The organism is Belnapia rosea, from assembly GCF_900101615.1.
In the GTDB taxonomy this organism is placed as follows: domain Bacteria; phylum Pseudomonadota; class Alphaproteobacteria; order Acetobacterales; family Acetobacteraceae; genus Belnapia; species Belnapia rosea.
Window position 1 is genome coordinate 1 of sequence record NZ_FMZX01000020.1, and the last position, 19,426, is coordinate 19,426.

Consider the following 19,426-nt stretch of genomic DNA (forward strand, 5'->3'; position numbering starts at 1 on the left):
GCTTGGCCCGGCGCCTTGCGGTCAACCAGTCCAGTCGGGCCCTGGGCGTTGAACCGAACAACCCAGTCCCGGACGATCTGCACCGTCACCCCGCCGATCCGGGCGGCCTCAGTGCGCGACACTCCGTCGTAAACGGCAGCCAAGGCCAGCAGGCGACGGGCTTGGGCCGCATCCTTGGTCCGGCGAGCCGCAGCACGAAGCCCAGCTGCGTCAAAGTCAGCTCGGAGTGGGATGGGCATGGCGAAGCTCCCCTGTTCGCCATGTTGAATCAGAGCGACGCCAGTCTGGGAATCCCCAACGAGTCACGCTCTCGGAGACTTGGTATTACCCCCGAGTTCAAGGGTGAGACCGTCGCCCTGCTGCAGGGCAGCAGGCCGCCGCTGACGAGGGTCGCAGCGGAGTTGGGCATCCAGCCCTCGATGGTGCGGCACTGGCGGGCGGCGCAGGACGGCAATCCGTTGCGGCCTTGTGCGGGACAGCCGACGCGTTCGGTCGCAGCCACTGGGTTGGCAGCACCATCTCCAGCCGATCTGGCGTCGGAAAACGCTAAGCTGCGGCAGGTTGGCCAACAAGCTGTAGGCGGGCTGCAGATTGCCATCTGTCGGCGCGTGACGGTGAAGGCAGAACGCGGACGGCGCCGCCAGGCGAGATGGATTTGGATGCTTCGCCTGCCGCAGGAGCGGCTTTTGACCTCGCGGCCGCCTCCCTTCACGCCGGCCATCGAGCCGCATGTGTTATGATACAAGATTACGATTTCGCGAGGTATTTGTGATTTGCACAACCGGGACAGGCATACAACTATAGGTGGCGTTGGGGCCTAGGATAACAAAGCCCCACGAGGGCGGACGCACATGCACATGCATCTCTCAGCCACCGGTTCGGGGGTTACCGAGGAAGATTTCTCGGCTCCGTCCAGAGGGCTTACCAGCCTTCCCGCCATTGCGTGCGCCTACTTGGCCATTGGATTGATAAGGGTCTCGGCTGCAGTAGCGCTCGCCTCCCCACTGCTGGTCGCCTGGTGGGTTTGGTAGGCACTCCTTTGTAGCGGCCTCACCGCCCAGGGCTTCACCAACATCCATCTGATGAATGGATAGCATCTGGGCTTCGCATTGGCGTAAAGCCGGTTTGCGCATCACCTTCCATCTCAAGCAAGGCCGGTCGGGGCGAAGTCTCAGGCGCCGGCTCCTTGGATGGAGAATCAAGCCATGATCCGCAATACCGTATTTGCCTCGTTGATTGCCCTGACCGCTGCCGGTGCCGCCCAGGCGCAGGACAACGGCCCCCGCCTGATTGGTGGCGGTGCCGATGGTGGCCCCCGCGTCGAGTATGGGATGCCGAGCGAGAATGTGGTCGGCGGCGGCTATGCCCGCATCACCGGCGAGGCCAACAGCCGCACCGTGGCCTATTCCGGCCAGACCGCCGCCCAGCATGAGGGCCGCTATGTCGCCCAGCTCGTCGGCGGTGGCCGGGAGCAGGCCCTGGTCTATGTCCCCGCCCAGGCCGCCAGCCCCACCCTCGCAGGCCGCCTCGTCAGCCAGGGCGGCTGATCGGCTAACAGCCTGGAAGGGCCCTGTTGCAACCGCTTCACTTCTGAACCTGCAGTCGGCACCTTACCCATGACCAGCAACAGAATCGCATGCACGCTGGTTGCCCTTGGCGCCGCTACGCTGTCATGGAGCTCCGTGCCGCAATCGCTCAACCGCGGTGAGGCTGCGCGATTGGCAGCTATCGAATTTGCGGCCCAGGCCACAGCCGCAGGTCATGGTCTATCCACCATGACGGAGGAAGAACGCCTTATGCGAGGGGCTCGGGCTTGGCTGGAAATGGTCGGTCCCAGATCGCGCCGATGATGCTCACCGACCAAGGATGCCGCAGCCATGTCAGCTGGAAATGCTGCTTGGCCTTGGTCAAATGGATGCGCCAGGATGATCCCTCTGGTAGCCTATTTTGGTAAAATGCACCCTGGCACCGCTTCATGTTCTTTACCACCACCGTGCCGCCCAACTTCGTGTTCCGGAAGGGGCGAAGATGTGGGCTATGCCTCCCGGGCCGGCACCGACCGCGAAGCCATGAGGAGTTCAGCCGAACACAACGCCAGCAATCCGGATATTATCGGGTATCCTGTTGCTGTGGCTTGATCTGCCGCTGAATGACGCGCGCGCGAACCATGATCCAAGCCAAGCCGAGCACCAGCAAAACCGGAATGCTGATGGCCATGGCAGAGCCACCAATGGTGACGCCCTGCCAACTGATGCCGAATTCCATCATCGCCATGCTGGAAACGGCAGCTCCGAACAGGAAAGAGCCGGCGACAGCAGCAGCCAAGGTTTTTCCCATAAGCCACCAAATGCCTGGAATATCGAAAACCTTCACAGTTGATGAGTGACCCTGACTGAATGCCGATGAGGCAGGTGTATGGCTGACGTCGGCGGGAAAGCAACACCCATGGCGGCAAGAGTCCGGCTGTGAAGGGTAAGGGGCTAGCTGGTGATGGTCCGGCTCATGCTCCACCGTATCTCATGTTCAATCGCAAGCGACTGCCCGGCTATGACTTCGACGCGAGATGCGAGGATATATCGCGGCGCGAGCAAATGCATTCGGTCCTTTTAGCTTTCTTCCCAATACGCCAAGGCCGATCCTGGGCGTAGCTGACAGGCTATCCATCGATTGTAGTAAACGGCTCATCGCCCTGGCTCCTTGCCACAACTGTTCCGCAGATCGCGCTGTTTGCCTCTCGGTGGCGCTGGAATTGCCTCCTTGTAGGGTGACACCCTGCTTACACCGCCCTAGAAGGCTGACATGCCTGCGCATCACAGCCTTCACGTCGCCCTGACGGCCGAGTTATGCCGGCTTGTCGAGCGTCTCGTCGCCTCCGGCCGCTACCAGAGCTCCAGCGAGGTGGTCCGCGCCGGCCTGCGCCTATTGGAACGCGCAGAGGCCTTGCCATCCGAGGCGTCCCTCCCCGGCTCCGTCCCTTCGACCTCGAGCGCCGCCAATGACCAGCCGCAAGAGTGAGCTGGCCCGCCACCGGCTGCCGAGCCCGGGGCGCCTCGCTGAGCTGGTCCTGGAGAGCTCGGCCGATTTCGCAATCCTCACGATCTGCCTGGACGGCATCATCACCAGCTGGAACAGCGCCGCCGAGCATGTGATGGGCTGGCCGGAGGCGGAGGCGGTCGGCCAGCGCGCATGCATAATCTTCACACCCGAAGACCAGGCGGCAGACGCTTGCAGGGGAGAAATGCTGGCGGCCCAAGGCTCCGACCGAGCCGTGAATGAGCGCTGGCACATGCGCAAGGATGGCAGCCGCTTCTGGGGATCGGGCTCCATGGCCCGCCTCGAGGATGACGAGACGGGCGAGCATATTGGCTACGTCAAGATCGTGCGGGACCGGACCGACCAGCATCTGGCTGGCGAGCGGCTCCGGGCTAGCGAGGCGGTACTGCGCAATGTGATGGAAAGCAGCGCTGACTGTCTCAAGCTGCTGACGCTCGACGGGCGGCTGACATTCATGAACGGTCCTGGCCTGTGCGCGATGGAGTTCAGCGAGCTGGGTGCCGTGAGAGGTCAGGACTGGACCTCCATCTGGCCTGAGGAGGAGCGGGGCAAGGTCAAGGCGGCCTTGGCCGAGGCTGCCGCCGGGCGGGTGGGCTGCTTCCGGGGCTTCTGCCCGACCAGAACGGGTGCGCCTCGGTGGTGGGACGTGCAGGTCACCGCGGTGCTGGGCGCGGACAGACGGCCGGAGCTCCTGCTGGCCTCTTCGCGCGACGTGACTGAGCGCGAGCGCTCGCGGGAGGCGCTGCGGGTGAGCGAGGCACGACTGCGTGCCGCTCTCGGCATCAGCACGGTCGGGGTGATGTTCTGGGACGCCGACTTCCGCCTGACAGAGGTGAACGACGCCTTCCTGCGCCTCACCGGATTCAGCCATGAGGAGGCGGTCGGCAAGGCCTGGCAGGAACTGACACCGCCCGAATTCTACCCGCCTTCGCTCAAGGCCGTGGGCGAGCTCACCACGACCGGCGAAACCACACCTTACGAGAAGCAGTATTATCGCAAGGACGGTTCGCGCTGGTGGGGTTTGTTTGCGGCGCGCCAGATCGGCGACGAGGTGGTGGAGTTCGTCCTCGACATCACCGACCGCCGGGAGGCCGGGGCGGCATTACGGGCCAGTGAGGAGCGCTTCCGGGCCCTGGTCGCCACGTCCGCCGCGACGGTTTGGACCACCGATGCCCAAGGGTTGGTAAGGGAGGATTCACCCAGCTGGCGCAGCTTCACCGGCCAGACGTTGGAGCAGTGGCTCGGTACGGGCTGGCTTGACGCCGTCCATCCGGATGACCGCGCCCATGCGGCCGAGAGCTGGGCCACGGCTGTTGCGTTGGCGATGCCGCTCGATACCGAGTTCCAGCTACGCCGCGCGGATGGGGAGTGGCGCCTGACCGCCGTGCGAGCCGTGCCTGTTTACGACGCGGACGGCAGCATCCGTGAGTGGGTTGGGACGAATGCCGATATCACCGACCGGCGCCGGGTAGAGGAGGCGCGGCAGTCCATCGAGGACCGGCACCGTATTGCCGTCCGGGCAACCAACGACACCATCTGGGACTGGGACCTGCGAACTGACCGGATCGAGTGGAACGAGGCGCTGCACGAGGCGCATGGCTACGCTCTGGAAGATGTCGATCCCTCGGGGGCGTGGTGGGTCAACCAAATCCACCCTGACGACCGCGAGCGGGTAAGCGCCTCGATCCGTGCCGTCATCGATGGAACTGACGCCCACTGGTCCGACGAATATCGCTTTCTGCGCGCCGACGGCACCTACGCCGACGTGCTGGATCGCGGCTTCATGGTGCGCGGGCCCGGCGGCGAGCCGCTACGGATGATCGGCGCCATGCTGGATGTGACGGAGCGACGGCAGTCGGAGCGGGAACTGCGGCGGCTGAACGAGGAGCTGGAGGTCGAGGTGGCACGCCGCGCCGAGCAGCTTCGACGCCAGGAGGAAGCGCTGCGGCAGAGCCAGAAGCTTGAGGCCGTGGGCCAGCTCACGGGCGGAGTGGCCCACGACTTCAACAACCTGCTGACTGTTATCCGCTCCTCGGCCGGGCTGCTGCGGCGACCCAACCTGTCTGAGGAACGGCGGCGCCGGTACGTCGAGGCCATCGCCGATACGGCCGATCGGGCGGCCAAGCTCACCGGCCAGCTCCTGGCCTTTGCGCGACGGCAGCCCTTGAAGCCCGAGGTGTTTGCGGTCGGCGAGCGGGTCCAGGCTGTCGTGGAACTTATTCGGCCACTGGTGGGCGCACGCGTGACGATCGAGACCGCCGTCGTGCGCGAGGACTGCGCGGTCGAAGCCGACCCCAGCCAGTTCGAGACGGCACTGGTCAATCTGGCGGTCAACGCGCGCGACGCGATGGAGGGCGAGGGACGTCTGACCCTTCGCTCCTGGCTCGCCTCCGCCGTGCCGCCTACCCGCGGGCATGCGGGCACCCCGGGGGCCTTCGTGGCCGTTTCTGTCTCGGATACGGGGGCAGGGATCGCGCCCGAGATGCTGGCCAGGATTTTCGAGCCGTTCTTCACCACCAAGGAGGTCGGAAAAGGCACCGGGCTGGGTCTGTCGCAGGTCTACGGCTTTGCCAAGCAGTCGGGTGGCGAGCTCCATGTTGAAAGCCAAGTCGGTCAGGGCGCGGTTTTCACGCTCTACCTGCCGCGGGCCGATGTGAAGCCGGTGGTCGCACCCGTGCAGCCCGACGACGAGGCCGACGTGCCAGCGGCGGGGTGCCGGAACGTGCTGCTTGTCGAGGACAACACCCAGGTTGGCGAGTTCGCCCGTCAGATGCTGGAGGATCTCGGTTACGTTGCCACCTGGGCGCCGCACGCCAAGGCCGCCCTGGCGCTGTTGGAGAAGGATGCGGGCCGCTTCGACGTGGTGTTCTCGGATGTGGTCATGCCTGGCATGAACGGGGTGGAACTCGGGAGGGAGATCCAGCGCCGGTGGCCGGAGATGCCCGTCATCCTGACCAGCGGCTACAGCCACGTCCTGGCGGAGGGCGGCGCCAAAGGTTTTGAGCTGTTGCACAAGCCCTACTCGGTTGAGGGGATATCGAAGGTATTGCGTGCGGCTCGGTGAAACCGTGAGGCGGCCTTCATCAACCGGATTGCTGGGCGGCCTGCCTTCCCGCGCCGGTCGCGCCCACCCCGTCCGATCTGCTGCCGCATGCCGAGAAGTATCTCGCCGCATGGCGACGAGCTTGGCATCGGCTTCGTGTCGTTCAGTCCAATCGGCAAGGTATCCTGAGCAGCAGGACCGGCCAGGACGTGGCCTGCGGGATGCCGCAGGAACTCGACATCGCAGAGCTGACAATTGCCCAGCTGCTACGGAGATCGCCGCCGCCGCGGCTCGGTGAAGCCAAACCCCTGCCTGCCATTATGGATAAGGCCAAACTTCCCCAGCATCAGCATCAGCATCAGCACCGGGCGCGGGCGCGGGCTCGGCCAGGTCTGGATGCAGGTGCCGTGCCCGGTGCGGCGGGAGGCATTAACCCGCGCCTTGGGCAGCCACCGACCATGGGCTAGCTAGCCGGTTGCCGCCGGGCCGAGTCCAGGCTATCCGCCGGGCGCGATGCATGCCCCTGTCAACCCCCGCCCCCAGGACGGCCCCCTGCCGGCCTATCGAGCCCGAGTCGCGGCCGGGCTGTTGAAGCCGGACACTGCCCAGGCCCTGGCGGCGGAAACGCTGCAGGAGCTCTGGCATCGGCTGCGCGGCTATGACCCGCATCCGGAGGCGCCTGCCGAGGCCGGGTTCTTCGCCCGCTTTATGCGCCGTAAGCCGGTGCCCGAGGCGCCGGAGGGAACGCCGCAGGGCCTGTACCTCGTCGGTGAGGTGGGGCGGGGCAAGTCCATGTTGATGGACCTGTTCTTCGAATGCGCCGATGTCATCCGCAAGCGGCGAATCCACTTCCATCAATTCATGCAGGACTGCCACCAGACGATCCATGCCTGGAAGAAGCGCAACCCGGGCGAGGCGGACCCGATTCCGCCGCTGGCCAACAGCATCAGCGCCGATGCCGCCCTGCTCTGCTTCGACGAGTTCCAGGTCCATGACATCGCCGATGCGATGATCCTCGGCCGGCTGTTCGAGGCGCTCTTTGCCCGTGGCGTGGTGGTGGTGGCGACCAGCAACACCGCCCCGGACGACCTGTTCAAGGGTCGGCCCGGCCGCGACGCCTTCCTGCCTTTCATCACGCTGATCAAGAAACGGCTGAACGTGCTGCACCTCGAGGCACAGCAGGATTACCGGCGGGAGCGGATCCGCGGCCTGCCGACCTGGCACAGCCCTGTGGACGGACGGGCGGAGCGGGCGTTGGACGCAGCCTTCCTGGAGTTGACAGGCGAGGCGCAGGGGGTGCCGGTACGCCTCACGGTCCTTGGCCGGGTCGTTGAACTGCCGGAAGCGGTGCGGGGGGTGGCAAGGGCGGAATTCGACGATCTCTGCGGCAAGCCGCTCGGCCCCGCCGACTACCTGGCCGTGGCGACGCATTTCCATACCCTTGTGCTGGACGGCATACCCCGTCTCGGGCCGGAGAATTTCGACCGGGCCCGGCGCTTCATCACCCTGGTGGACGCGCTTTACGAACATCGCTGCAAGCTCGTGGCCTCGGCCGAGGCACCGCCCGATTCCCTTTATGAACAAGGGGAGAACGCGGCGATGTTCGAGCGAACTGCGAGCCGGCTCACGGAAATGCAAAGCAAGGACTATCTCGCACTGCCGCATCTAACGTAATATGAAGTAATAATTCACGGAATCGAGAGGACTCTGCATGCGCCTGCTGCCCCTGATCCTCCTGGGCCTTGGTCTGGTTGCTGCCCCGGCGGGTGCTGCGGAAAAGGGGGGAGGGAGCAGGCCACAGGCCAGGACGGCGTCAGCGAAGCCGCAGCAGGCAGCGATGGCACGGCGGCCGCAGGCGGTGGTACATCGCTCGGCCCCGCTGCGCGGCCAGCTTGGCGTCTCTCGGGACCAGCGGGCGGCTTCGGCGGCCGGGGCTTGCAGTGCAAAGCGGGGTGGTTGCCGGGCACCGCGAATGAGCTGGACCCAGGGTCTGCCGCCGGCGGCCGGCATCCAGGCCAATGCCTGCCCGGATGGAACCATGGCTGTTCTCGCGCAGGGGCATGACGATATCGTCCGCTGCATGCCGATCTAGCCTGCCCTGAGGGCAAATGCCGGGGCATGCCTTGCCGGTCGATGCGGTCGGGAGTAGGAAGCGGCGCTGTTTTTGCTTGGATGGTCATGGCTGAGTAGCCATGGCTGCCCAGGCGCCTTCTGCCCCCCGTTCCTCAAGGACACGTCATGGCCCGCAAGAAGATCGCGCTGATCGGCGCCGGCAATATCGGCGGCACCCTCGCCCACCTGATCGGCCTCAAGCAGCTGGGCGATGTCGTCATGTTCGACGTCTTCCCGGGCGTGGCGGCGGGCAAGGCGCTCGATATCATGCAGTCCGGCCCAGTGGACGGGTTCGACAGCAACATGGCCGGCACCGGCGACTACGCCGCCATCGCCGGCGCCGATGTGGTGATCGTCACTGCCGGCTTCCCGCGCATGCCGGGGATGAGCCGCGACGACCTGCTGACCAAGAATGCCGGCGTCATGGGCCAGGTGGCGGAGGGCATCAAGACCTACGCGCCCGACGCCTTCGTCATCTGCATCACCAACCCGCTCGACGTCATGGTCTGGGCGCTGCAGCAGAAGTCGGGCCTGCCGGCGAACAAGGTGGTCGGCATGGCCGGCGTGCTGGATAGCAGCCGCTTCCGGCTCTTCCTCGCCCAGGAGTTCAACGTCTCGGTTGAGGACGTGACGGCCTTCGTGCTGGGCGGCCACGGCGACACGATGGTGCCGCTGACCCGCTACTCCACCGTCGCCGGCATCCCCGTCCCCGACCTGGTCAAGATGGGCTGGACGACGCAGGAGAAGATCGACGCCATCGTCAACCGCACCGCCAATGGCGGCGGCGAGATCGTGAAGCTGCTGGAGAAGGGTTCGGCCTTCTACGCCCCAGCTGCCTCCGCCATCGCCATGGCCGAAGCCTATCTGCTCGACAAGAAGCGGGTGCTGCCCTGCGCCGTGATGCTGAACGGCGAGTACGGGCTGAGCGACTTCTATGTCGGCGTGCCGGTTGTCATTGGCGCCGGCGGCGTGGAGCGGATCGTCGAGGTGCAGTTCACGCCGGAGGAGAAGACCGCCTTCGACAAGTCCTGCGATGCGGTGAAGAAGCTGATCGAGGACTTCAAGAAGCTCGGCGTCTGAGGGCCGGTCTGGCGTCCATTCGCTTGCAGGGGTGACCGCATGAACATCCATGAATATCAGGCGAAGGAGCTGCTGGGGCGCTACGGCGTCACGGTGCTCCAGGGCCATGTGGCCTGGACGCCGGACGAGGCGGTCGAGGCAGCCAAGCGGCTGCCCGGCCCCGTCTATGTGGTGAAGTCGCAGATCCATGCCGGCGGCCGCGGCGCCGGGCGCTTCAAGGAGGACCCGAACGGCAAGGGCGGCGTCCGCGTCGTCAAGTCGGTCGAGGATGTCCGGGCTGCCGCCGAGGCGATGATCGGCAAGACGCTGGTCACCAAGCAGACCGGCGATGCAGGCAAGGTCGTCTCCCGCGTCTATGTCGAGGATGGCTGCGACATCAAGCGGGAGCTCTATCTGGGCCTGCTGGTCGATCGCGCGACCTCTCGCCTCACCATCATGGCCTCGACCGAGGGCGGGATGGAGATCGAGGAGGTGGCGGAGCACCACCCCGAGAAGATCCTGAAGGCGGCGATCGACCCGGCTTCGGGCATCTCCGGCTTCCATGCCCGGAAGCTGGCCTTCGGCCTCGGGCTGACCGGCAAGCAGGTGGCGAGCTTCACCAAATTCGTGACCTCGCTCTATGGCGCCTTCCAGGAGCTCGACTGCGCCATCGTCGAGATCAACCCGCTGGTCGTCACCGGCGCGGGGGAGATCGTGGCCCTCGATGCCAAGGTCTCCTTCGACGACAACGCGCTGTTCCGCCACAAGGACCTTGAGGCGCTCCGTGACGATACGGAGATGGACCCGAAGGAGCTGGACGCGGTCAAGAATGACCTGAACTATGTCGCGCTCGACGGCGAGATCGGCTGCATGGTGAACGGCGCTGGCCTCGCCATGGCGACGATGGACATCATCAAGCTTTACGGTTCCTCGCCGGCGAACTTCCTCGATGTCGGCGGCACGGCGAATGCAGCGCGGGTGACCGAGGCGTTCCGGATCATCACCTCGGACGCCAACGTCAAGGCGATCCTGGTGAACATCTTCGGCGGCATCGCCAAGTGCGACATGATCGCCAACGGCATCGTCGAGGCGTCGAAGAACCTCTCGCTCTCCGTGCCGCTCGTGGTCCGGCTCGAGGGGACGAATGTCGAGCTGGGCAAGAAGATCCTGGCCGAGAGCGGTCTCGCCATCATTCCCGCCGAGAACCTGGCGGACGCGGCACAGAAAGTCGTCGCCGCGGTCAATGAGTCGCGCGCCTCCGGCACGACGAAGGGGGCCTGAGCCATGGCGATCCTGATCGACGAAAACACCAAGGTCATGACCCAGGGCTTCACCGGAGCCCAGGGCACCTTCCATGCCGAGCAAGGCATCGCCTATGGCTCGAAGTATGTGGGGGGCGTGACGCCGGGCAAGGGCGGCACCACCCATATCGGCCTGCCGGTCTTCGACACGGTGGCAGATTGCGTCGCCGCCACCGGGGCCAATGCCAGCGTCATCTACGTGCCGCCGCCCTTCGCCGCGGATGCGATCCTTGAGGCGATCGACGCCGAGCTGCCGCTCGTCATCTGCATCACCGAGGGCATCCCGGTGCTCGACATGGTGCGGGTGAAGCGGGCGCTCGGGGGGTCGAAGTCGCGCCTCATCGGGCCGAACTGCCCAGGCGTGATCACGCCGGATGCCTGCAAGATCGGCATCATGCCGGGGCATATCCACCGGCGCGGCTCGGTCGGCATCGTCTCCCGCTCGGGCACGCTGACTTATGAGGCGGTGTCGCAGACCACGGCGGCGGGCCTCGGCCAGTCCACCTGCGTCGGCATCGGCGGCGACCCGGTGAAGGGCACCGACTTCGTCGAGGTGCTGGAGATGTTCCTTGCCGATCCCGAAACCAAGTCGATCGTCATGATCGGCGAGATCGGCGGGCAGTCCGAGATCGAGGCGGCGGAATTCCTGGCCGCTGAGAATCGTGGGGCGAACGCCAAGCCGGTGGTCGGCTTCATCGCCGGTGCCACGGCCCCTCCGGGCCGCCGCATGGGCCATGCCGGTGCCGTGATCTCGGGCGGCAAGGATACGGCTGAGGCGAAGTTCGAGGCCATGCGCGCGGCCGGCGTCCATGTGGCGGATAGCCCAGCGGCGCTTGGTTCCACCATGGTGAAGGCCCTGAAGGGCTAGGCACCCAACGCGGGGCAGCCCTGTGGGGCTGCCATTGGGGCATGCCGGCCCTATGTTACGTGTCGCCGCAGCCTTTCGGGGGTGCGGCGATCATTGCATGTGCCGATAGAGACCGCCGGCTCCCTTGGCCGGCACGGAGAGATACATGGCCGGAGTGGATATCCTCGCGACAGCGATGACGGGCGCCAATGCCGCCTTCCTCGCCGATCTCTACGCCCGCTGGGTGGAGAAGCCCGACAGCGTCGATCCCTCCTTCGCTGAACTCTTCGCCGTCCTCGACGACGATGCGAAGGCGGTGCTGACCGATGCGGTCGGTGCCTCCTGGGCGCCGCGTGGCCGTGGCGGCTTCGCCCCGGAGCCCGAGCCTGCACCGGCCGCCAAGGGTGGCGCGAAGGGCAGTAAGGGTGCCGCACCGGCTGCGGCCCCCGCCGCCGATGCCGAGACGATCCGCCGCGCCCAGCTCGACTCGATCCGCGCACTGATGCTGATCCGCAGCTACCGGGTGCGTGGCCACCTGCACGCCCAGCTCGACCCGCTGGGCCTGGCCAAGCCGCGGCCGCACCAGGAGCTGGAGCCCACCTTCTGGGGCTTCTCCGAGGCCGATATGGACCGGCCGGTCTTCATCAACGGCGTGCTCGGCCTCGACACCGCGACGCCGCGGCAGATCATGGAGGTCTGCCGGGCGACCTATTGCGGGCCGATCGGCGTCGAGTTCATGCATATCCAGGACCCGGACCAGAAGGCCTGGATCCAGCAGCGCATGGAAGGCGCGCCCTGGTCCACCGCCTTCGATGCGAAGGCGAAGCGGGCGATCCTCGAGGACCTGACCGAGGCCGAGGGCTTCGAGGCCTTCTGCGCCCGCAAATACGTTTCCACCAAGCGCTTCGGCCTCGAGGGCGGCGAGAGCACCATCCCGGCCATCCAGGCGGTGATCGAGACGGCGGCCGGCGCCGGGGTGAACGAGATCGCCATCGGCATGGCGCATCGCGGCCGGCTCAACGTTCTGGTGAACGTGGTGAAGAAGCCCTTCACCCAGGTCTTCTCCGAGTTCAAGGGCGTCGGCGCCAATCCTGACGATGTTCAGGGTTCGGGCGACGTGAAGTATCACCTGGGCACCTCGACCGATATCGAGGTCGGTGGCCGGCGGGTGCACCTCTCGCTGCAGCCGAACCCCTCGCATCTCGAGGCGGTCGACCCCGTAGTGGTCGGCAAGGTCCGGGCGCGGCAGGACATGGCGGGCGACACCAAGGGCCGGCATTCGGTTATGGGCATCCTGCTGCATGGCGACGCGGCCTTCGCCGGCCAGGGCCTGGTCTACGAGACCATGGCGATGAGCCAGCTCATCGGCTACCGCACCGGCGGCACCATCCATCTGGTGACCAACAACCAGATCGGCTTCACCACCGTCCCGGCGCATGCCTATTCCGGCCTCTACTGCACCGACATCGCCAAGTCGGTGCAGGCGCCGATCTGGCACGTGAACGGCGACAATCCGGAGGCGGTGGTCTTCGTCTCGCGCCTGGCGGCCGAGTTCCGCCAGACCTTCTCGACCGATGTGGTGGTGGACATCGTCTGCTACCGCCGCCACGGCCATAACGAGAGCGACGAGCCGGCCTTCACCCAGCCGATCATGTATGGCCGGATCAAGGAGATGCGGACCACCCGTACCCTCTATGCCGAGCGGCTGGCGGCCGAGGGCAGCGTCCCGGCCGAGGAGTCGAAGGCAATGTGGGACGCCTTCAACCAGACGCTGGAGCAGGCGCATGAGGCCGCTCAGAGCTTCAAGCCCAACAAGGCCGACTGGCTGGAAGGCCATTGGTCCGGGCTGAAGGCCGCCGGTACCGAGGATGCGATAGAGCAGCTTCACCCGACCGCCGTGGCGCTCGAGACGCTGCGCGAGGTCGGCGCGGCGCTGGCCCGGGTACCGGAGGATTTCGCCGCCAACCCGAAGATCGCTCGGCAGCTCGAGGCGAAGCGGCAGGCGATCGAGAGCGGCGAGGGCATCGACTGGGCCACCGGCGAGGCGCTCGGCTTCGGCACGCTGCTGCTGGAGGGGCACCGTGTGCGCCTCTCGGGCGAGGACGTGCAGCGGGGCACCTTCAGCCATCGCCATGCGGTGCTGGTCGACCAGAAGACCCAGGCCGAATACGTGCCGCTGAACAACATCCGCTCGGGCCAGCCGCGATTCGAGGCCTTCAACAGCCTGCTGAGCGAGTTCGGCGTGCTGGGCTACGACTACGGCTACTCGCTGGCCGACCCGCACACGCTGGTGCTGTGGGAGGCGCAGTTCGGTGACTTCGCCAATGGCGCCCAGGTCATCATCGACCAGTTCATCGCCTCGGCGGAGACCAAGTGGCTGCGCATGAGCGGCCTCGTCATGCTGCTGCCGCATGGCTATGAGGGGCAGGGGCCGGAGCACAGCTCGGCCCGGCTGGAGCGCTACCTGCAGCTCTGCGCCGAGCGGAACATGCGGGTCTGCAACCTGACCACGCCAGCCAACTACTTCCACGCGTTGCGGCGCCAGCTGAAGGCGAATTACCGCAAGCCGCTGGTGCTGATGACGCCGAAGTCGCTGCTGCGGCACAAGCTGGCGGTCAGCAGCCTGGCGGAATTCGGCCCGGGCAGCGGCTTCCGCTACATCATCCCCGAGATCGACGCGATCGCGCCGGAGGAGGAGGTGAAGCGGGTCGTGCTCTGCACCGGCAAGGTCTATTATGACCTGCTGCAGGAGCGCCGCGACAAGGGCGTGAAGGATGTGGCGATCATCCGCATCGAGCAGCTGCATCCTTTCCCGAAGCAGAGCCTGAGCCAGGCGCTGGCGCCCTACAAGAATGCCGAGGTGGTGTGGTGTCAGGAGGAGCCCGAGAACATGGGCGCCTGGACCTATATCGACCGGCGGCTCGAGAAGGTGCTGAAGGGTCTCGACATCAAGGCAAAGCGGCCCGACTACGTCGGCCGAGACGAAGCGGCGAGCCCGGCCACCGGCCTCGCCAAGGTCCACCAGCAGCAGCAGGAAGCCCTGGTGCGAGCCGCGCTCGGCCTCTGAGGCCCGCGGCTGCTAAGCGGAAGGCGAGAGAAGAATGGCGACGGATATCCTGGTACCCACCCTCGGCGAGAGCGTGAGCACCGCCACCGTGGCACGCTGGCTGAAGAAGGCCGGCGAGCAGGTCTCGGTGGATGAGCCGCTGGTGGAGCTGGAGACCGACAAGGTCACGGTGGAGGTGAATGCCCCTGCCGCCGGCGTCATCGAGTCGATCGCCGTGGACGAGGGTGGTGAGGTCGAGCCCGGCGCGGTGCTCGGCGTGATCGGCGCGGCCGGTGCCGCGGCAGCGGCGAAGCCGGCTGCCGCCCCGAGCCCGGCACCTACCGCACCCGCGCCTGCTGCGCCGACGCCCGTCCCGGCGGCGGCGGCCCAGCCCAAGGTGGAGGAGCCGCGGGTGCCGCAGGGCCCTGTTGCCGTGCCCGGCACCCCGCATGCCCCGCTGCCTGCGGCGGCCAAGCTGATGACCGAGAACAAGGTCAGCGCCGAGCAGATCGGCACCGGCACCGCCAAGGACGGCCGGATCAGCAAGGGTGACGTGCTCGACTTCCTCGCCCGCCCTGCCGCCGCGCCAGCTGCGGCTCCGGCCGCCGCCAAGGCCGCGCGCCCGATCGAGGCGGGCGAGGAGCGGGTGAAGATGACCCGGCTGCGCATCACCATCGCGCGCCGGCTGAAGGAGGCGCAGAACACCGCCGCCATGCTCACCACCTTCAACGAGGTGGATATGGGCGCGGCGATGGCGCTGCGCGCCGAGTACCGCGATGCCTTCGAGAAGCGCCACGGGGTGAAGCTCGGCTTCATGTCCTTCTTCGTGAAGGCCTGCGTGGCCGCGCTGAAGGAATTCCCCGCCGTCAACGCCGAGATCGATGGCGACGCGGTGATCTACAAGAACTTCGTCCATATGGGCATCGCGGTCGGCGGGCCGAACGGCCTGGTGGTGCCGGTGCTGCGCAATGCCGACCAGATGAGCTTCGCCGGGATCGAGAAGACCATCGGCGATTTCGGCAAGCGCGTCCGTGACGGGCAGCTGAAGCTGGAGGAGATGGCGGGCGGCAGCTTCACCATCACCAATGGCGGCATCTATGGCAGCCTGATGAGCACGCCGATCCTGAACCCGCCGCAGTCCGGCATCCTCGGCATGCACAAGATCCAGGAGCGGCCGATGGTGGTCGGCGGCAAGGTCGAGGTACGGCCGATGATGTACCTCGCCCTGTCCTACGATCACCGGATCGTCGACGGGAAGGAGGCGGTGAGCTTCCTTGTCCGCGTGAAGGAAGGCGTCGAGGATCCGCGCCGGCTGATGCTCGACCTCTGAGCTGACATCCAAGGATCACGGGGGCCGGTGCGCCGGCCCCCTGATTCCTGCGCGCTACCTGCATTCATCTGCTAGGATTCCGGCTGGCGAAAGCCGGACCCTCGGCGCGCGCCCCCGGGTGCCGCGCCGCAATCCATACCGGGAGAGTCACATGCGTTCCTTCGAAGGCCAATTCTCCGACAACCGCCCGCTGAAGCGGACGCGCGAGGAGAAGACGCGCCAGCTGGCCGAGCTGAAGGAGACCTACAAGTCGCTGAAGCCGCACACCTCGCCCGAGCTCCGCAGCTCCATCGCCGGCAAGATCCGCGAGCTGCAGGCTGAGTTGGCGGCCCCGCCGCCGCCGCCGCGGGAGCGCCGCGGGCCCCCGCACCAGGAGCAATTCGGCACCGGCCCCCGCCCGCCCCGCCGCCCGCGGCCGCCGCGGGAGATCTGACGCCGGGGCCTTGGTGCCCTCCTGGCGCCCCTACCCCTCCGGCCCGCATCGGCGCAGCATGGGCCGAACGAGCCAAGGTATTGGATCGGGGAGGGGAAGCGCCATGCGCCTCAAGGACAAGACCGCCATCATCATCGGCGCCGGGCAGAGCCCCGGTGAGGGTATCGGCAACGGAAGGGCGACCGCCATCCGCTTCGCCCAGGAGGGGGCGCGGGTCTGTTGCGCCGACCGCGACCTCAACTCTGCCGAGGAGACGGCGCAGCTGGCAGGGAACGGCGCCTTTGCGATTGAGGCGGATGTGACGCGGGAGGCAAGCCTCGCCGCGGCGCTGGCCGAGGCGGTGGCGCGTTTCGGGCGACTCGACATCCTCCACTACAATGTCGGCGTCTCGCTGGCCGGGGGTGATGCGCCGCCGACCGAGATCACCGAGGAGGCCTTCGACCGCGTCACCGCCATCAATCTGCGCGGCTTCGTCATGGCGGTGAAGCATGCGCTGCCGATCATGCGGGCGCAGGAGGGGGGCGTGATCCTCTCCATCTCCTCGGCGGCGGCGGTCGAGAGCTACCCTTACGTGGCCTACAAGGCGACCAAGGCGGCGATGCTCGCCGTCACCGAGCAGGTAGCGAACCAGAATGCCGGCCATGGCATCCGCTGCAACACCATCCTTCCCGGGCTGATGGACACGCCCATGGCAGTCGATACCCGCGTCCGCCATACCGGCAAGACCCGCGCCGAGGTGGCAGCCGAGCGCGACGCCAAGGTGCCACTGCGCCGCCGGATGGGCACCGCCTGGGACGTGGCCAATGCTGCGCTCTTCCTCGCCAGCGACGAGGCGGGCTTCATCACCGGCGTGGCCCTGCCGGTCGATGGCGGCCGTCTGGTGCAGATCGGCTGAGCCTGTCCTGGCCATGGCCGGGCACTGAGTTGCAATCGACAAGCGTTCGCATCTACAAGAAGCTCCCCAGGCCAGGGATTCCGCATGTCCTTCGTCACCGATGCCGTCCTGGCAGACCCTGCCCAGGCCGAAGCCGTGCTCGATCTCGGGGCCGCGCCGCGCGGTTTCCGGGGGCGGATCCGCGGGTTGCGGGCCTTCGCCTCGGGTGGCCTTCCCGCGGAGGAGCTGGAGCGCCGCTTGCTCGAGCTCGGCTTCGTCGAGGGGGCCGAGGTGGAGCTCCTGCATCAGGGCCTCTTCGGCCGGGACCCCATTGCCATCCGGGTCGATTCCGCGACCATCGCGCTGCGCCGGCGAGAGGCTGCGGCGGTGCTGGTGGAGCCGGCCCCGTAGGACATAGCGCGTATGAATGAGATGTCCGCCGGCCTGCGCGATCTCCGCATCGCCCTGGTCGGCAATCCGAATTGCGGCAAGACGGCGCTGTTCAACACGCTGACCGGCAGCCGGCAACGGGTGGCCAACTATCCCGGCGTGACGGTGGAGCGGAAGGAAGGGGGCTTCCTCACCCCCGCCGGCCGGCGGGTGCGGATCCTCGACCTGCCTGGCACCTACTCCCTGCGCGCCCGCAGCCCGGACGAGGTGGTGACGCGCGACGTGGTGCTCGGCCAGCAGGCCGGGGTGGAGCCGCCGGAGCTGCTGGTCTGCGTCGCCGACGCGACCAACCTGCGGCTGGCCCTGCGCCTGGTGCTGGAGCTGAAGCGGGCCGGGCGGCCGATGCTGGTGGCGCTCAACATGTTCGACATCGCCCGGCACCGGGAGATCGAGGTGGATGCCGGGCGGCTCTCGGCCGAGCTCGGCCTGCCGGTCGTCACTACCGTCGCGGTGCGGCGGGGCGGGACCGCGGCCCTGCTCGAGGCGATCGACGCCCAGGCCTCGCCCGAACCCGGCACGGCCGTATGGGAAGCGCCGGATGCCGCGGGGCTGCGCGCCCTGCAGCGTGAGGCGGACCGCATCCTCGCCGCCGTGGTCCGGGTGCCGGACCGGCGCGACGCGGTGACGCGACGGCTGGACGCGGTGCTGCTGCACCCGGTGGCCGGGCTCGTCATCCTGCTGGTGGTGCTGTTCCTGATGTTCCAGGCGGTCTTCGCCTGGGCGCAGCCGGCGATGGACCTGATCGATGGCGGCTTCCAGGCGCTCGGCGCCGCCGTCGGCGCATTGCTGCCGGAGGAGGGGGCGGCCGGTCTGCTGCGCAGCTTCCTGCAGGATGGGCTGATCGCCGGCGTCGGCAGCGTGCTGGTCTTCCTGCCGCAGATCCTGGTGCTGTTTCTCTTCATCCTCCTGCTGGAGGATTTCGGCTACATGGCCCGCGCCGCCTTCCTGATGGACCGCATCATGGGCGGCGCCGGTTTGCATGGCCGGGCCTTCATCCCGCTGCTCTCCTCCTTCGCCTGCGCCATCCCGGGGATCATGTCGACGCGGGTGATCGACAGCCGGCGCGACCGGCTGGCCACCATCCTCGTCGCACCGCTGATGACCTGCTCGGCCCGCATCCCGGTCTATACGCTCATCATCGGCGCCTTCGTCCCCGACCGGCCGGTGGGTGAGGGCGCTTGGTCCTGGGTCGGGCTGCAGGGGCTGGTGATGTTCGGCCTCTACGCGGCGGGTATCCTCAGCGCGCTCGGGATGTCCTTCGTCTTCAAGCGGCTGCTCTGGCGCGGCCAGCCGACCGAGCCCTTCATGCTGGAGCTGCCGGACTACAAGCTGCCGCGCCTGCGGAACCTGGCGCTCGGCCTGTGGCAGCGGGCGAAGGCCTTCCTCAGGCGGGCGGGGACCATCATCCTGTCGATGATGGTGGTGATCTGGTTCCTCTCCTCCGTCCCGCGCCCGCCCGAGGGGGCGGACCGGCCCGCCATCGAGTACAGCCTCGCCTACGGCATCGGCCAGGCGGTGGAGCCGCTGCTGCGGCCGATCGGCTTCAACTGGCAGATCGGCGTGGCGCTCATCCCCGGCATGGCGGCGCGGGAGGTGGCGGTGGCCTCGCTCGGCACCGTCTATGCGGTGCAGGATGCGGAGGAGGATGCGGCCCAGCTCGGCCAGGCGCTCGCTGGCAAGTGGAGCCTGGCGACGGCGCTCGCCTTCCTCGCCTGGTACGTCTTCGCGCCGCAATGCGTGGCGACGCTCAGCGTGATCCGGCGCGAGACGGGCGGGCGGCGCTGGATGTGGTTCAGCTTCGCCTACATGCTGACGCTCGCCTACCTGGCGGCCTTCGCCACCTTCCAGGCGGCGCGGGCCCTCGGCGCCGGGTAGGG

15 protein-coding genes are annotated in these 19,426 nt (G+C 67.3%); 13 read left to right on the forward strand and 2 right to left on the reverse strand.

The annotated features are described in order from the left end of the window. On the reverse strand, window positions 1–239 hold a 239-nt coding region (locus BLR02_RS28835), incomplete at its 3' end, for a helix-turn-helix domain-containing protein (RefSeq protein ID WP_143018241.1). A gap of 966 nt (window positions 240–1,205) precedes the next feature. On the opposite strand from BLR02_RS28835, the gene BLR02_RS22435 reads away from it, so the two are divergent. Further along, window positions 1,206–1,547, forward strand: a complete 342-nt coding sequence (locus tag BLR02_RS22435; protein WP_090563937.1) for a hypothetical protein — start codon at window positions 1,206–1,208, stop codon at window positions 1,545–1,547. Window positions 1,548–2,109: 562 nt separating this feature from the next. On the opposite strand, the gene BLR02_RS22440 is transcribed toward BLR02_RS22435, so the two are convergent. Next, window positions 2,110–2,373 carry a hypothetical protein gene (locus BLR02_RS22440; RefSeq protein WP_143018242.1) on the reverse strand — a complete coding sequence of 88 codons (264 nt, stop codon included), beginning with the start codon at window positions 2,371–2,373 and terminating at the stop codon, window positions 2,110–2,112. A gap of 426 nt (window positions 2,374–2,799) precedes the next feature. Between BLR02_RS22440 and BLR02_RS22445 the strand changes: the two genes are divergently transcribed. The 12 genes from BLR02_RS22445 to feoB all read left to right on the forward strand — a co-directional run bounded on the left by BLR02_RS22445 (window position 2,800) and on the right by feoB (window position 19,424). Continuing rightward, complete coding sequence (locus tag BLR02_RS22445; protein WP_090664718.1) at window positions 2,800–3,015, forward strand: type II toxin-antitoxin system ParD family antitoxin; 216 nt, start codon at window positions 2,800–2,802, stop codon at window positions 3,013–3,015. Then, on the forward strand, window positions 2,996–6,118 hold the full coding sequence (locus BLR02_RS22450; protein WP_090664719.1) for a PAS domain S-box protein: 3,123 nt from the start codon (window positions 2,996–2,998) through the stop codon (window positions 6,116–6,118). The genes BLR02_RS22445 and BLR02_RS22450 overlap by 20 nt, the downstream gene beginning before the upstream one ends. A 492-nt stretch (window positions 6,119–6,610) precedes the next feature. Beyond that, window positions 6,611–7,771 carry a cell division protein ZapE gene (zapE, locus tag BLR02_RS22455; protein ID WP_090664720.1) on the forward strand — a complete coding sequence of 387 codons (1,161 nt, stop codon included), beginning with the start codon at window positions 6,611–6,613 and terminating at the stop codon, window positions 7,769–7,771. 564 nt (window positions 7,772–8,335) lie between these two features. Then, a complete protein-coding gene (gene mdh / locus BLR02_RS22460; RefSeq protein ID WP_090569496.1) occupies window positions 8,336–9,289 on the forward strand; it encodes a malate dehydrogenase in 954 nt (317 codons plus the stop codon). 39 nt (window positions 9,290–9,328) lie between these two features. Further along, window positions 9,329–10,549, forward strand: coding sequence for an ADP-forming succinate--CoA ligase subunit beta (gene sucC, locus BLR02_RS22465; protein ID WP_090664721.1), 1,221 nt, complete (start codon window positions 9,329–9,331; stop codon window positions 10,547–10,549). A 3-nt stretch (window positions 10,550–10,552) separates the two neighbouring features. Continuing rightward, window positions 10,553–11,437 (forward strand): succinate--CoA ligase subunit alpha, encoded by an 885-nt coding sequence (sucD, locus tag BLR02_RS22470; RefSeq protein WP_090569502.1) that lies wholly within the window; start codon window positions 10,553–10,555, stop codon window positions 11,435–11,437. A 145-nt stretch (window positions 11,438–11,582) separates the two neighbouring features. Further along, a complete protein-coding gene (locus tag BLR02_RS22475; RefSeq protein ID WP_090569505.1) occupies window positions 11,583–14,483 on the forward strand; it encodes a 2-oxoglutarate dehydrogenase E1 component in 2,901 nt (966 codons plus the stop codon). 34 nt (window positions 14,484–14,517) lie between these two features. After that, window positions 14,518–15,792: a 2-oxoglutarate dehydrogenase complex dihydrolipoyllysine-residue succinyltransferase gene (gene odhB / locus BLR02_RS22480; RefSeq protein WP_090664722.1), complete on the forward strand. Its 1,275-nt coding sequence runs from the start codon at window positions 14,518–14,520 to the stop codon at window positions 15,790–15,792. Between the two features lie 151 nt (window positions 15,793–15,943). Beyond that, the gene (locus tag BLR02_RS22485) at window positions 15,944–16,225 is read left to right on the forward strand and encodes a hypothetical protein (RefSeq protein ID WP_090569511.1); all 282 of its coding nucleotides are present in this window, start codon (window positions 15,944–15,946) and stop codon (window positions 16,223–16,225) included. A 103-nt stretch (window positions 16,226–16,328) separates the two neighbouring features. Beyond that, window positions 16,329–17,120 carry an SDR family NAD(P)-dependent oxidoreductase gene (locus tag BLR02_RS22490; RefSeq protein ID WP_090664723.1) on the forward strand — a complete coding sequence of 264 codons (792 nt, stop codon included), beginning with the start codon at window positions 16,329–16,331 and terminating at the stop codon, window positions 17,118–17,120. Window positions 17,121–17,204: 84 nt separating this feature from the next. Continuing rightward, on the forward strand, window positions 17,205–17,510 hold the full coding sequence (locus tag BLR02_RS22495; protein ID WP_090664724.1) for a FeoA family protein: 306 nt from the start codon (window positions 17,205–17,207) through the stop codon (window positions 17,508–17,510). Window positions 17,511–17,522: 12 nt separating this feature from the next. Then, window positions 17,523–19,424 carry a ferrous iron transport protein B gene (gene feoB / locus BLR02_RS22500; RefSeq protein ID WP_245704904.1) on the forward strand — a complete coding sequence of 634 codons (1,902 nt, stop codon included), beginning with the start codon at window positions 17,523–17,525 and terminating at the stop codon, window positions 19,422–19,424. Window positions 19,425–19,426: the final 2 nt, after the last annotated feature.